We start from the raw sequence: 16,706 nt of genomic DNA, 5'->3' as shown, positions 1-16,706 counted from the left end.
TTGCGAGCGCGGCATAGGCGCGCCTCAGCGATGCGGTTTTCGGCGTGGTTTTCCCCGTTTGATGGCGCTCTGTTCATGGCATTACCGACACATTCCGGCGCGACGTGAGCTTCGGGCGATAAATTTAATTGATCGACACAGCGCCACTCGTTGTAGTTGCGCCAAAAGACTCCTGCGGCGCCTTGGTCATCAGGGCTTTGACTTCCGCATTCCGGCGAAGAACAGGCCGAGTTGAAGAGGGAAATACGAGCAGTATGCGAACCTGGCTGAAGAACCTTGCGCAGATCATGGGAGCAGTCGCATTCAGCGCGACGGCCGCGTTTGCGACCCCTTTCACCACAACAGTTCCCGGCACGTCAATCACGCTGCCGGCGGATTACCCCGAGGCGGGTGGGGTCGCTTTCGTCTTGGTCGGCAACAACGGCAACCTGTATTACCAGTTTTCCAATCCGGCCGGCGCGTTTCGCGGGTTTAACAACAACGGGCAGCCCACACGCTTTCGCGGAAACCCCTTTACGATCAACGATCCGGTGGTTCTGGATTGCGGATTTTCCAGCTGTGCCGACTATTTTGGCGGAGGGTTGCAGCAGGTCTACATCCGGTTTTCCGCGTACGACGGGGATACGCAGCCCGGCGGTTTCGACGAAAATGACATCTCGCTGATCCTCAATGGCTTTAACGTGGGATCGTGGTCCGGGATCACGACAGAGATCACCAACACGACGGGTACACAGAGCTTTGGTTTTGACACCGGGTTCGGCAACCAGACCTTCAACACCGGCTGGTTTTCATCGACCAACCCTGCGCTGCTACAGAACATTCTGAGCACGGGGCAAACCACCACGCAGGTTCTGGATGACGATCCCAACGACAACTACTGGGATTTCCGGCGCGGTCAGAACCTGGCAAACAACGATATCGTTACGGTTGCGCCGGGCTACACGCTGGAGAAAACCGCCGACACGACCGACTTCACCACCGTTGGCGAGACCATCAACTATACGTTCGTTGTCACGAATGTGGGATCGGTTCCTATCCGAAACCTGAGCGTTGATGACGACGTGATCGGCACGGTGGCCTGTGACAAGACGACCATTCTGGACACCAATCCCGGTGGCACGGCGGATTTTGCGACCTGTACCGCAAGCTATCAGACGACACAGGAAGATCTGGACCGTGGGTTCGTCACGAACGTCGCAACCGCAGAAGGGACGCCCGATTTCGGGGTTTTGGGGGAGCTGTCGGACACGGTGACGGTCAATGGACCTGCCTTCAACCCTGTCCTTGTTGTCGATAAGACTTCGTCGCTGACAGCCTTTGGCGAAGCGGGCACGAGCGTGCCTTATGACATCCTGATCCGCAATGACGGCAACGTAACGCTGTCCAATCTGTCCGTAAGCGACCCGCTGTTGCCGGGGCTGCCCTGTACACCGCCGGACCTGGCACCGGGCGAGGATTTCACCTGTAGCGGCAGCTATACGGTGCAACAAAGCGACGTGGACGATTTCGCCGCGTCGGCGGCGAATACGCTGGACAACACTGTAACGGTCAACGCGCAAGATCCGGGCGGCGCCGGGGTGACAGGGAACGATACTCTGGCGCTGCCGGGGCCGGCGGCGGCGCCGGGTCTTGCGTTGACGAAGACCGCGCAGACCGCCGACTATTCGGCGGTTGGCGATGTTCTGACCTATCAGATCCGTATCGAGAACACCGGTAACGTGTCCTATCCGGTGCCGACCGTGAACGATCCGCTGACAAGTGGGGCAACCTGTCCGGCCGGGACGATCGCGCCGGGCGGTTTCGTCCTGTGTCAGGCCAGCTACACGGTGGATCAGGACGACATCAACGCCGGGCAGGTCGACAACACGGCCAGCGCATCGGTCACGATTGGCGGTACGACGGCATCCGACAGCGATGACGCGACGGTCACGGCGGTGCGGACCACCGGCCTGACGCTGGACAAACGCCTGGCGGCTGCATCGCCCACCAGCTTTGATGCGACGGGTGTGGCGCTGACATATGAATACGAGTTGACCAACACCGGGAACGTGACGCTGCTGACGCCGACGGTGACCGATGATCGGGTCAGCGTGACCTGTACCGATCCCGAAATCCTGCCGGGGACGTCGATCGTCTGTACGTCGGCGGCGTACACGACCACGCAGGCCGATCTGAACGCGGGCGAGGTGACGAATATCGCGACCGCAGCCGCCACCGAGGCGGGCCCCACGCCCAATACCGTGTCGTCAGGCAGTGACAGCGTGACGGTCCCGGCCGATCAGCAACCGGCGCTGACGCTGGTGAAGACGGCCCCGGTTCTGAGTGCCGCGCAATATGTCGAAAACGCGCTGGTGACATATTCCTTCGAGGTGACCAACACCGGCAATGTAGACCTGACGCCCGCCACGGCAGGAGCGTCGCAGATCGAGATCAACGATGACAAGATCGGAACGTTTACCTGTCAGCCCCTGCCATTGAATATCGGTGCGTCGATTACCTGCACCGGCGATTATCGCCTGACCCGCGCCGATATCGAGGCGGGCACGGTCGTGAACGTGGCGACCGCGTCTGTCGGGGGCGTGACCTCGGATCAGGTGTCGGCGCAGATTGCGCCGGACTTCACGCCGGCGATCACGTTGACTAAATCCGCGCTGACGGCGACGGTGGCGGCCACGGGCGACACCCTTCAATACGAATTCGAGATCGAGAACACGGGCGACACGACCCTGACGTTGCCCGCGAATGCGATCACGATCAACGATCCGGCCTTGACGTCGGCTGCCGATTGTTCGGCACAGCCGGATCCGTTTTCGCCGGGGGCGACGTTCTCGTGTTTCGGTGAACGGGTGGGCGTGACGCAGGCCGAGTTGGATGCCGGGCAGGTGGACAACGCCGCGACCGCCGCGTTCGATTTCACCAATAACGGCACCACGACGACAATCACCTCGAACCAGAGCAACGCGTCGGTTCCGGTGGATGCGCAACCTGCGATGGTATTCACCAAAAGTGGGCCGACGCAGTTCTCGGCGCTGGGCGAGGTCGTGACCTACACGTTCGAGATCGAGAATACCGGCAATGTCTCGTTGGATGCGGTGACGGTGTCGGATCCGCTTTTGCCGGGGCTGTCCTGCACGCTGAACGATATTGCACCGGGGGCGACGGATACGTGTTCGGGCAATTACACTGTCATGCAGGCCGATCTGGATCGCGAGGTCATCGACAACACGGCCACCGCCAGTGCCATCCCTGCACAAGGCGCGCAGTTTGCCGAGACCGATACGGTCTCGACGCCGATCAATCCCGCGACGCCGCAGAGGACCGCCAGCTTGACCAAGCAGGCCGACCGCGCGGCCTTTGCCACGGTGGGTGAACAAATCACGTACACAATGCGGGTGGAGAACACCGGGACGCAGACGCTGAGCGCGTTGCAGGTGACCGATGCGCTTGATCCCGGGTTTGCGTGCGCAATCGCGTCGCTGGCGCCTGGCGCTGTGGATACGACCTGTGTCTTTAGCCATACCGTGACGCAGGACGACATTGATGCAGGGCAGGTGGTCAATCTGGCGACGCTCGATTCCGCCGAGATCACGGCGCAGACGGATACCGTCACGGTGCCCGGTCCTGCGCGCGTTGCAAGCTACGATTTCGACAAGCTGGTCAGCGGTGGGTTCACGGCGGAAAACGACAGCCTGTCTTACACGTTCCGGGTCGAGAACACCGGCAATGTCACGCTGAGCAACCTGCAAATCAGCGATCCGTTCTTTGGCACACCGTTCAACTGCACCATTCCAAGCCTCGCGCCACGCGCCGTGGACGTGTCGAGCTGTGTTGCGACCTATACGGTTCAGCAGGGGGATTTGGATGCCGGATCGCTGACCAATACCGCGTCGATCACGTTGGATGCGCCCCCCGGCGTGGGCGACCCTGCGGATCAAAGCGATAGCGTGACAAGCCAAGGCCCGGTCGAGGCTGCGACGGTCAGTATCGACAAGCAGTCGACAGATGGGGCCTTCACCGGAGTGTCGGACACCGAAGTGTTCACCTTTGTCGTGACCAATACGGGCAATGTGACACTGACCGATCTTCAGCTGAACGATGGCGATCTGAGCTTTGCCTGTCCGCTGCCGGATTTGGCCCCGGGCGACACGACAACGCAATGTCTGGACACGACGCCGCTGTCGGCCACCAAGAGTTTTGACCAGGGCGACGTGGATGCGGGCAGCTATACCAACCGCGTGGATGTGACGGGCGAAAGCGCCGTTCAAGGCACGCCTGTGTCGGCCTTTGATACCGAGACCGTGACCGGCCCCGCCCAACTGCCGGCGCTGGACCTGACCAAGAACAGCACCTTCGGCGCTACGCTCGAGAGTGTTGGGCAGGTACTGACCTATGATTTCATCGTCCAGAATACCGGCAATGTCACCATCACCTCCGAGATCAGCATTTCCGACGACCTGATCCCGGACGTGGAATGCCCGGTCACGCCGGGGGCAGGCATCGCGCCGGGCGCGACGATCACCTGTACCGGCGAATACGTCGTGACGCAGGATGATCTGGACCGGGGCGAGGTCGTGAACGAAGCAAGCGCCAGTGTGACGCAGCCCATCATCCCGCAAAATCCGGGCGATACGCCTTTCGTGACGGTGACCTCGAACCAAGACACGGCGACCGTCACGGTCGACCAACAACCCGCCCTGCGCCTGGAAAAGCGGATCGAGGCGACATCTTCGGCCAGTTACTCGGAACCGCTGGACGTGGTGACGTTTGAATACGTGGTCACCAATATCGGCAACGTTACGACCACCGATCCGATCACGGTGGTCGATGACCAGATCAGTGGCACACTGACCTGTACCGCCGCACCAGTGATGCCGGGCGGCAGCGTCGTTTGTGAACAGGATTGGGTCGCCGACCAAGATGACGTCGATGCGGGCAGTGTGACGAATATCGCCACTGCCTCGACCGTGTTTGACGGCGTGACGGAAGACTCGAACACCGACAGCGTGACCGTGAACGCGGTCCAGACACCGGAACTGAGCATCGAGAAAACCTTTGTCTCCACGAACAATCCCGGGTTCTTCGACGAGGGCGATATACTGACGTATGAAATCGTGGTGACCAATACGGGTAACGTCACGATCGACGCACCGATCACGCTGACCGACAACCTGTCGACCCCGGCGTGCCCGGCGGTGCCGAACAACGAGCTTTTGCCCGGTGAGACACTGGTTTGTCCGTCCAGCTACACGGTTACAGCCGATGACCTTGCGCTGGGGTCAGCGACGAACGTGGTTTTTGCAACTGGTACCTTTAATGGCGTGGCGGTGCAGTCACCCAGCGACGATGCCATCTACCCGGTGAATGCCAACCCTGCGCTGACGGTGACCAAGACCGCCGCCGCCACAAATGTGCCCTTTACGCAAGTTGGACAGGTCATCACCTACGACTATCAGGTGACGAACTCAGGTAACGTGGGCCTGGCCGGTGAAATCAGTGTCGTCGATGACAGGATCGGCACGTTCACCTGTAAAACTGACGCGCCGCCTGCCTTGGCAACCGGCGAGACGATCACCTGTAGCGAAACTTATAGCATTACGCAGGAAGACCTTGACCGTGGCTTCGTGACCAACAACGCCACGGCGCAGACATTCTATCCCCCGACCAGTCCTTTGCCGACGCAGGTTGTGTCGCCGAACGTGGCCGCAACGGTGAATGCCGACGAAGACCCTCAACTGACCGTGACCAAAGCGCAGATCTCGGGCATCGCCACAGCCGCAGCGGGCGATACGCTGACATATCGCGTCACCGCGGAAAACACCGGCAACCAGACCATTTCGGGCGTGTCGATAAGTGATCCGCTGCTGCCGGCACTGACCTGTACAGTAGCTGGTGTGGCCGCTCCGGCGAACGTCGTTCTGGATCAGGGCGAGGCGCTGATCTGCGAGGGCGATTACGAGGTCACGCAGGACGACATCGATGCGCAGACGTTGGTGAACACGGCCAGTGCCACCGGCACGGACCCGCAGGGCGAGACCATCAGCGGCAGCGATAGCGTGACGCAAACGCTGGAGACGCCGGATGTTCAGATGGTCGTGACGAAGACGATCGATCCTGACCCCGGTGCGGGACAGGCCTTTACCGATCCAGGAGAAGAGCTGACCTTCGTGATTGCGGTTGAAAACACCGGTAATATCACCCTGTCCGAGGCGACTGTGACCGATGACCGGCTGGTCAGCCCCACAAGCTGTACCATCGGACCGATCGCGCCGGGCGAGACCGACGACAGCTGCGAGTTCACTTACATCGTGACGCAAGAAGATCTGGATGTGGACAACGGCGCCGTCGGATCGGAATTCGGTGGCTTCACCAACACCGCGCAGGTGACCGCGACGCCCAATAACGGCGATCTTGATCCGATCACCGAGACGGGATCGGTTTTTGTCCGCGGCCCGCCGCAAGAGCCCCGGATCAACCTTGTGAAGGAATCGAGCACGACGGAAATCACCACCTTCAACCAGCGGATCGAATACCGCTTTACGGTGGCCAACACAGGCAACGTCACCCTTTTTGAAGAACCGCAGATCGCCGATGACAAGATCGGCACGTTCATCTGCTCGGGCCTGCCTGCAGGGGGGCTGGCCCCCAGCGATTTCTACCAATGCACGGCCGAGTATTTCGTGACGCAGGCCGATCTGGACGCGGGCTTTGTCACCAACGTGGCGACGGCCACGTCCTCTGAACTGGACGCGCCGGTCATGACGCAATTGACCATCGGCGGTACGCGCACCTCTGGCCTGACGATAACCAAGACGCCATCGGTGACCACGAATGTCACGGCGGGGACGGTCATTGACTACACCTACGTGGTGACCAATACCGGTAACGTGACGCTGAGCAATGTCGCACTCGTCGACCAGCACACGACAGCGGCAGGCACCGCGCCTTTGCCCATTGCCAGCGAAACCCTGACCAATGATGTCAATGAGATCGGTGGATCGTCAGATACCAGTGGACCGGGCGTTTGGACGACGCTGGGACCGGATGACGAGGTCACGTTCCGCGCCTCTTATGAGGTGACACAAGCCGATATCGACGCCGAGGTGGACATCACCAACAGCGCCACCGTTTCGGCCAGCAGCCCGGATGGCGCCACGCCACAGGCCGCTGACGCAAGCACGGTGACTCTGCAAACCGCGGCCCCGGCATTGGAACTGGTCAAAACGGCCGATGACAATGAGGTCACGACGCCTGCGTTGGTTGGGCAGCGCGTGTCCTACCGGATCGAACTGGCCAATACCGGCAACCAGACACTGAGCAACGTGGCGCTGACCGACAGCTTTGTGGATGGCAATGGCGACAGTCTGCCCATCAGCTTGACCCTGCAAAGCGGCGACGGTGGCGTTGCGGGCGCGCTGGAGGTGGGCGAGACGTGGGTATTCGAGGCGACCTATACGCTGACGCAGGATGATATAGACAGCGGCGCGCTTGAAAACACCGCCAGCGTCGCGGCGGACGACCCGCAAGGCGCGCCGATCACGGATCAGCTTGATGCGCCGGTGGTGGTGGATCTGCCGCAAACCGGCAGCTTTGTAGTGACGAAAACGGCGGATGCCTCCGACGTGAGCGACCCCGCAGAGCCGGGTCAGCAGATCGCCTATGCGATCGAGGTTGCCAATAACGGCAATGTGACCCTGTCTGACGTGGTGCTGTCGGACACGTTCGTCGATGGCAATGGCGACCCGGTCGAGATCACGCCGGTTCTGGCCTCGGGCGATGGCGGCATCAGTGGTCTATTGGAGGTCGGCGAAACCTGGGTCTTTGAGGTCACCTACACTCTGGAGCAGTCAGATATCGACAGTGGGCTGCTGCGCAATAGCGCGACCGTACGGGCGACGGACCCCAATGGAGTCGAACGCAGCGAAACCATTGATGCCCCGGTCGAGGTGGCATTGGGCCAGGAGGCGGGGCTGGAAGGTCAGAAGATCGTTCAGACCAGCGCGGCTGCGGTCGGTGAAACGATTACCTTCCAGATCAGCGCGACCAATACCGGCAACGTCACCTTGAACGATGTTGCGGTGGCCAGTGATCTGCTGACACGGCTGGATGGTACCGTGGTCCCGCTGACATCGGGGCCGACCTTTGCCGGTGCCGATCAAGGCAGCGGTGCCGGGGTGCTGGTGCCGGGTGAGGTGGCGACGTATCTGGCAACTTATACGCTGACCCAGGCCGATATCGATGCTGGCGGTGTGCGCAACACAGCCACGGTGACAGGTACGCCGCCGGTGGGCAGCCCGATCACGGACGTCACGGACGACGGCGATGACGGGGATGGCAACACCACCGATGACGCCGCCGAAGTGCTGATCGCGGCGGACCCGCAGATCGTGCTGACCAAGCAGCCCGCAGCGGATGCGCCTGCCACATTTGCGACTGTGGGCACGGAAATCCCGTATGAGTTCATCGTCGAGAACACCGGCAACGTAACGCTGTTTGACCCGGTCGAGATCAGTGATCCGTTGATAACCGATGCGGGCGGCACGGTAGAATGCCCTGCAATCCTGTCAGAAGGTCTGGCCCCGCAAGCCTCCGTCACCTGTACGGCCACATACGTGGTAACGCAGGAAGATATTGACAGAGGTACGGTCGACAACACGGCGACGGCCACGCAGGGCGCGCTAAGCTCGGTGTCCGAAACCAGTGTTCCGGCATTGCAGGAACCGGAACTGACAATGCTAAAGGAAGCGCCGGAAATCGCGCCTGAGGATTTCATCACCGGGCTTGAGGTCGAGTACACGTTCACGACGACCAACACCGGCAACACCACTGTCTTTGACCCGGTCGACGTGGTCGACACCCTGATCCCGGCCGAGGACATCACATGCCCTGACTTCCCGGCAAATGGTCTGGCGCCCGGCGCCGAGTACGTTTGCACGGGCCTTTACGCCGTGACCGCGACGGACGTCGATTTGGGCAGCATCACCAATGTCGCCTTCTCGACGGACGGGACCACGGCATCCGAATTGTCGTCGGTCACGGTGCCGAACGAGGGTGTGCCGTCGCTGACGACCGAGAAAACCGGCCTGACAGACACGTTCGAGGCGCTGGGCGACGTTCTGGACTATGAGTTCTCGGTGACCAACAGCGGCACGCGGGCCTTTGCCCAGCCTGTGGTGATCACCGATACGCTGCTGGGTGAAATCACGTGTTTCACGCCGACAGCGGAGGATCCGGATTTCGTGGCCGGCGAAACGGCCACATGCACCGGCAGCTACGTGATCACGCAAGAGGATATCGACCGTGGGTCGGTGCTGAACGAAGCTTACGCGCAAACGACCTTTGGCGCGGATGATACCGTGGTGCTGTCGCCTGCGGACTCGGTGCTGACAGACGGCGCGCTGGAGCCGGAGTTGACCATCGAGAAAACCGCGGCGACCCTGCCTGTCACGGGTGTCGATCAGGTTTTGACCTACACCGTGACTGTCACCAATTCAGGCAACCAGACGATCACGAGTATCGCAGCAAGCGATCCGCTGCTGGATGGGTTTGTTTGCGAGGCGGCGGCGCTGGCCCCCGCAGAGGTGCTGACCTGCGCGGGCGACTATACGGTTCGCCAAGCGGATATCGACGCGGGCAGTCTGAGCAACTCTGCGCAGGTCTCCGGCGTCTCGCCGCAGGGTGATGCGGTAACGGACGACACCGTTCTGGTGGTGGAGATGCCCGTGCCCGCGCCGTCGTTGACCCTTGTGAAAACCGCGACACCGGCGCAGTTCGGTGAGGTGGGTAGCACGCTGACCTATCTTTTCACGATCGAAAACACCGGGAACGTCACCCTGAGCGATCTGGTGCTGACCGACGTGCTGGTGCCCGATTATACCTGCGAGATCGCCAGCCTCGCGCCGGGTGTCACAGACCGGACCTGCACGCTGGAGGTCGAGGTCACGCAAGACATGGTCGATGCGGGCGGGATCGATAACGCTGCCGCCGTGACGGCCACAGACCCCAACGGAACAGATGTCAGTGCCGAAGCGGCGCTGTTTACCGATGGGCCGGCACAACGTCCCGCATTGGACGCGACGAAGGTTGCTCTGCCCACGCCCGGCGTGGTGGGGGCGGAGGTGCCGTTCGTGCTGACCGTGCAGAACACCGGCAACGTCACGCTGGAGACTTTGCAGATCGTGGACCAGATGGTGGACGGTGACGGAAACACGGTGTTCCTCGACGCGCCTTTTGCCCTCACCGCAGCGTCGGATACGGGTGCGGATGGTCTGCTGAGCGTTGGCGAGGTGTGGACCTATGAGGCGCGCGTGACGCTGACGCAGGACATCGTGAATTCCGGCGGACTTTCGAACCAGGTGACCGCGAATGCGGTCGGACCGGGCGATGTGCCGGTCAGCGACCTGTCGGATGATGGCGACGATGCCGATGGCAATTCCGAAAACGACAGGACCGAGTTCGAAATCCTGGCCGAGCCCGCGCTGTCGGTTGTCAAAAGCGTTGAGACACCCGGCGCCGCCGTGGGCGATGAAGTCGTATTTGCGATCACGGCGACCAATATCGGTAACGTGGCGCTGACCGATGTTGCCGCCACCGATCAGTTGACGCGCCTGTCTGGCGAGCCTTTGAGCGTGACGGTGACGCCTGTGTCGGTGCCGAACCCGCTGAATTCGGGCGCCGTGGCGACGTGGGAAGCGCGCTATGTGCTGACGCAGGCGGATCTGGACGCGGGCGGAATTTCCAACAGCGCGACGGTGCGCGGAACCACTCCGGACGACACCTCGATCAGCGACGTGTCTGCCAATGACGATGCATCGGATGGGAATATCGACGACGATCCGACGGTACTGGCGCTTGACCCGGCGCCTGCGTTGCAAGTGATCAAGACCGCTGTCGACGTGGGCAGCGAAGCGGGCGAGACCGTCACCTATCAGATCACGGTGGCCAATACAGGCAACGTGACGCTGACAAGCCTGGCTTTGACGGACAGCCTGACGGACATTGACGGGCAGACGCCGCGCACCCCGGCGCTGACCTTTGTGTCGAGCGATGCAACGCCGCCGTCGCCCGAAGGCACGCTGGTACCGGGCGAAACCGCGACATACCGGTCGACCGTTACGCTGTTGCAGTCTGATATCGAGGCCGGCGGATTGATCAACAGCGTGACCGCCAATGCCCAGACACGGCAAGGCCAGCCGGTGCAGGACGTGTCGGATGATGATGGGACCGGCGCAAACGATCCGACGGTGACGAACATCGACGCTGCGCCATCGCTGTCCGTGGTGAAGACTGGCGGAGAGGTCACGCAGCTTTTCCCGACGATCGAGCAGGTGACGTTCTCGATTGCGGTGGAGAACACCGGCAACGTGATCCAGACCGGGATTGACGTGCAGGACGATCTGGCGGCCTTCGTGGCGCCCGGCACGCTGTTGTCAGAGGATTATCCGCTGAACGTGACCGTCTCTGGCTTCACCGATGCCCTCGTCAATTCGGCCTATGACGGGCAGGCGGATTTGTCCTTGCTGACGGGCAACCCGACGCTCGCCCCCGGCGAGACGGGTACCGTGACCGTGACGCTGGTCTACGCAACACCGGCTGGCGGCACGGGCGGCGAGAATACCGCGACAGCGGGGTCGGACCAATTGCCAGTGCCCGCTAGTGGCACTGCGTCGGTGGCCGTGACTGACACCGATGGGGATGGGGTGCCTGATACAATCGAAAGCACCGGCGACCGTGACGGTGACGGTATTCCCGACAATGAGGACTATGACCCGACCGGGTATTTCTATTGCGAGGATACCGGAGCGATCCTGTCCGGCGGCCAAATCACCGTGACCGGCAATGGCTTTACCCAGACCGGCGTTGGCACCAACGGGCCTATCGTTGTGGTGCAAGACGGATCGAGCGGGTCCTTCCAGTTCTTCGTGACAGCTGCGGGCAGCTATGAGCTGAGCCTGGCTTATCCGCCTGCGGGTGCGCCTTCGACCGCGCGCACAAGCCTTGGGGCGCTGGATGTGACCACGTTGCCGAACCCCGGCGTTCTGGGTAGCGGCGAGTTTGGCGCGACGGGCCAGTTGGCCGATTTCACGGCGCCGGCGAACCCGTTCTACACGACCTTCGTGTTCGAGCCGGGTGACCCGGTTGTCCTGAACAACAACATCCCGCTGACGAATTGCGCCGGTGCACCGGCCATCGAGGCCACCAAGGCGGCCGACCGGACGACGGCTGTCTTCGGCGAGACGATCAACTACACGCTGAGTTTCCGCAACAATACCTCGGCCACGGTGGCAGGCGCGCAGATCGTCGACCGTCTGCCCGGTGGGCTGGTTTACACGCCCGGAACAGGCCGCGTCGACGGCGTGGCGATTGATCCGACCATCACCGGCGGATCGCTGCTTTGGACGGTCGATCTGGCCCCGGCACAGACGATCACGGTGAATTTCTCGGCCAGGGTGCGGCGCACGGGGGAGTTCGGTATCCTGAGCAACCGCACATGGTTGCAGGATGCCGGCGGCGCGCGGGTGTCGAATGTCGCAAGCGCCGATGTGAGGATTGATCCTGAACATGTCTTCGATTGTTCCGATGTCATCGGCAAGGTCTTCGACGACCGCAACGGCAACGGCTATCAGGATGCGCCGCCCGAAGGCGGACGCAAAGCCGAGGCAATCGAGCCGGGTATCCCGGGCGTGCGTCTGGCCACGCCGGACGGGTTGTTGATCACGACCGACGAATTCGGCCGCTTCAGCGTGCCCTGTGCCGCGCTGCCCAAGAATATCGGGTCGAATTTCCAACTGAAACTAGACACGCGCACGCTGCCAAGTGGCTATCGCGTGACCACCGAGAACCCGCGCAACATCCGTCTGACCGCCGGTAAGATCGCGAAAATGAACTTTGGCGCGATGCTGGGCCAGGTCGTGCGCATCGAGCTGACCGATCGTGCGTTCGCGGCCGGTCAGATGACGCCGGGTGCCGAGTTAGAGCGCGCAGTGGACGGGTTGTTGGCGCAGATTTCCGGCACGCCGTCGGTGTTGCGCATCACCTATGCGCTGGCTGGTGACGAAGCGCCGGAAACCGGTCGCACGCGGCTGAAGCGGCTCGATGAATTGATCCAGAAACGCTGGCGCAAGGCCGGGACCTACAAGCTGATCATCGAGAGAACGGTGACGAGGGTGAAACAGTGATGAGTATGTCCAAAAGGTTCCGTGCCGCCCTTCTGGCGACGGCCAGCCCACTGATCATTTCCGCGCCGATTGCGTTTGCTCAGGACAGCGTGGTTTTGCCAGCGGGGGCCAATACCGAGCCCAATAGCGGCGCAACACAGCTGTCGGGAACGGGCTTTACGATCACGATCGATGGCGATGAAACACCGACGGCTGATCCGACCGTTTCCAGCGCGCCCGAGGCTGCTGGCAGTGTGGTGCGTCGACAGGATCTGGCCTTGTCGGAGGCTGATTTGCGAGTCACTTTCGACGGGCTGAACGTCAAACGGCGGTTGGATCTGACCATTCTGAACGAGGATCCGGCAGAGCCGGGTCAGACCCTGCGCGTGCAAAGCCAGATGAACTATCCGGCCTTTGTAAAACGGGCCGAGGTCCGGCTGCTGGAATTGTCGCCCAGCGGGCAGGTGCGCACGGTTCAGGTGATCCCGATCAACCCCAATGCTGCTACCAGTTTTGTCGTGCCGGATGTCGAGGATCTGGCGCTGGTCCACCGGGTGTACGATGCGCGCGGACGGTATGACGAGACCACGCCGAGGCCGCTTTTCACTGGGCCGGATGCAGTGGAGATCGACGAAGTGACTGACCTGGCCGTCGAGGAAGGCACCAGCAGCCTCAATCGTCAACGCATCCCTATTTTCGGCGGGGCTGTCACGGTCTATGGCGACAACGTTCCGCCTGGGGCTCGCGTGCAGACGTTGGGCGAGGATATTAAACCCGATCCCTCGGGTGCTTTCGTGTTGCAACGGATATTGCCGCCGGGCGACCAGCCGGTGGCCGTCGAGGTGGTGGGCACTGGGCAGGACCAGTATCTCGAGCGCAATGTCACTATCCCAAGCAACGAGTGGTTCTATACCGGGACGGCCGATCTGACCTTTGGCTGGCGCGCTGGCAATCCAACCACGCCCAGCGGAGAGCCGTTGCCGGATACGTATCAGACGGGCCGGATCGCGGGCTATGCCAAGGGCAGAACCAGCAGCGGCTGGACGATAACCGCCAGTGTCGACACCGGCGAGGACGACCTTGACGACCTGTTCCGCGATTTCGATAAGAAAGATCCCCAAGATGCATTGCTGCGCGCGGCGCGTGAAAACGCCTATCCTACATTCGGCGATGACAGCACGCTGGAAGAGGGCGCGCCGACGGATGGCAAGTTCTATCTGAAGGCCGAAAAGAACGGCAATCACGTGCTTTGGGGGAATTTCAAATCCTCCGTCGACGGCTCGACCTATCTGCGCAACGAGCGACTGCTCTATGGTGGCCAAGGCGTGTATCGCAGCGCCGAGCAAACCGCGCGCGGCGAGGCACGAGTGGCCGTGGAAGCCTATGCCGCCAGCCCTGACCGGCTGCCAGGACGCGAAGTGTTCCAAGGCACCGGCGGATCAGTCTTTTTCCTGCGCCGTCAGGACATCACCGTGGGGTCCGAGACGCTAACGGTGCAAATCCGCGACGCCGACACGGGCCGGGTTCTGGAAACCAGAACGCTGGTCGAAGGACGCGATTACGATGTGAATTACATCCAGGGTGTCGTCATCCTAGCGGAACCTCTGACCTCGCGAACGGGTGACAGCGTGGTGGTTACGCGACCCGGGGGCGAGAATGACGTGTTCCTCGTGGCGAACTACGAATTCACGCCCGTGGCGTCGGATATCGACGGCCTGTCCTTTGGCGGACGCGCCGAGACATGGGTGACCGATGATCTGCGTCTGGGCGTGACCGGCCTCGTGGAGCAGACCGACCTTGCCGATCAGACGGCCTTGGGCGCCGATCTGCGCTATCAACTGGGCGACAACAGTTATGTCGGGGTCGAGTATGCCGAAACCGAGGGGCCGGGCTTTGGCTCTTCGGTATCCTCGACCGGTGGTCTGGTGGTCACGACCATAAATACGGCAGGCGTGCGCGATGGCACCGGTCGGGCGGTCGATTTCGATGTGCAACTGGATCTCGAAGAGCTGGGCAGCAAGGTGCCGGGCAACGTGTCGGCCTATTACCAGGATCGCACGGCAGGATTCTCGACGCTGGATTACGAAACCACGGTCGACGAAGAGCTATGGGGCTTTGCCTTTTCCGTCGAGCCGAGCGAGCGGGTGGCGCTGAGCTTTGCCTATGACGACTTCAGCGACGCTGCGGGCAAATCCGTGCGCGAGGGCGAATTTGTCCTGAGCTATCGTCCAACCGCAAAGGGCACTTGGGACCTTGGCGTCGAACATCTGGAGCGCAACACGCCCGGAGGCCCGGCAGATGAAAACGGCGAACGCACCGATATCGCGCTGCGATATACCCACGAGGCCAGCGATACGCTGACGTGGTACGCCTTTGGCCAGGTGACGGCCAATCGCAGCGGCGGATTGCGCAAGAATGACCGCGCCGGGGTAGGCGTCAGTTATCAGTTCGCGCCCAACTGGACCTTCGACGGCGAGGTTTCCGAGGGCTCGCTGGGCACAGCCGGCGCGGCGACGCTGACCTATCAATCGGACGGCTACGACAAGAGCTATATCGGCTATCGGCTGGAGCCCGGGCGCGATTTTTCCGGCGTGAACCTCAAGGGCAGGGATCGCGGCACGTGGGTGATGGGCGGACAGCGCCGGCTGACCGAGGATGTCGATGTGTTTGCCGAGAATCGCTATGACTTGTTCGGGCAGCATCGCGCGCAGACCAGTGCCTATGGTGTGGAATATCGCGCGAACGAGCAACTGACCTTCAGCGGGTCCTACGAGTTTGGCCGCATTGATGACGGGCCGGATGATTTTGACCGCAATGCGCTGTCATTCGGTGTGCGCTACAACGACGAAGACCGTCTGTCGGCGGCCTTCAAGACAGAATACCGGTTCGATGACGGCACTATAGGCGGCGTCGACCGCGGGCAGGAGGTAATCTTCCTGACCGGCGATGTGCGCTACAAGATCGACGACAATCAGCGCCTGCTTTTCAGTGCCGAATATGCCGACACCGACACCGACAACAGTTCGATCCTGAGCGGGACATATGCCGATGCGACCTTGGGCTATGCCTATCGTCCGGTGAACAACGACAAGCTGAACCTTTTGTTCAAGTACCGCTATCTTTACGACATGATCGGGCAGGAGATCGACGGCACAGAGCAAACCGGCCCGCGCCAGCGCAGCCATGTTGCGTCTGTCGATCTTGCCTACGACCTGAACCAACGCTGGACGCTGGGTGCCAAATTCGGCGGGCGGTACACGCGCTCCTCGCCAGATGCGACGACCCCGCTGCAAAGCAACAATGCTTGGCTGGGTGTGTTGAACGCGCGCTATCACCTGACCCACAAATGGGACATTCTGGTCGAGGCCCGCCGCCTTGAGGCGCAGCAGGCGGAGTTTTCCGAGACCGCGTTTCTGACGGCCGCCTATCGTCATGTCGGCAACAATTTCAAGGTCGGCGTCGGGTACAACTTCGGTGAATTCAGCGACGATCTGACCGATCTGACAGCTGACGACAAAGGCGTTTTCGTCAACCTGATCGCGAAATTTTAAG

2 protein-coding genes are annotated in these 16,706 nt (G+C 61.6%); both read left to right on the top strand.

The window, feature by feature from the left end; translation table 11 throughout:
- Positions 1-254 precede the first annotated feature (254 nt).
- A complete protein-coding gene (locus FIU86_RS21055) occupies positions 255-13,175 on the top strand; it encodes a DUF11 domain-containing protein (protein WP_152477347.1) in 12,921 nt (4,306 codons plus the stop codon).
- Entirely contained in the window at positions 13,175-16,705 is a 3,531-nt protein-coding gene (locus tag FIU86_RS21050; RefSeq protein ID WP_152477346.1) for a TonB-dependent receptor, read from the top strand. Before FIU86_RS21055 ends, FIU86_RS21050 begins: the two co-directional genes overlap by 1 nt.
- Position 16,706 lies beyond the last annotated feature (1 nt).

The sequence above is a fragment of the Roseovarius sp. THAF9 genome (assembly GCF_009363715.1).
Classification (GTDB): Bacteria; Pseudomonadota; Alphaproteobacteria; order Rhodobacterales; family Rhodobacteraceae; genus Roseovarius.
This window is presented reverse-complemented; position numbering and strand designations above follow the sequence as displayed.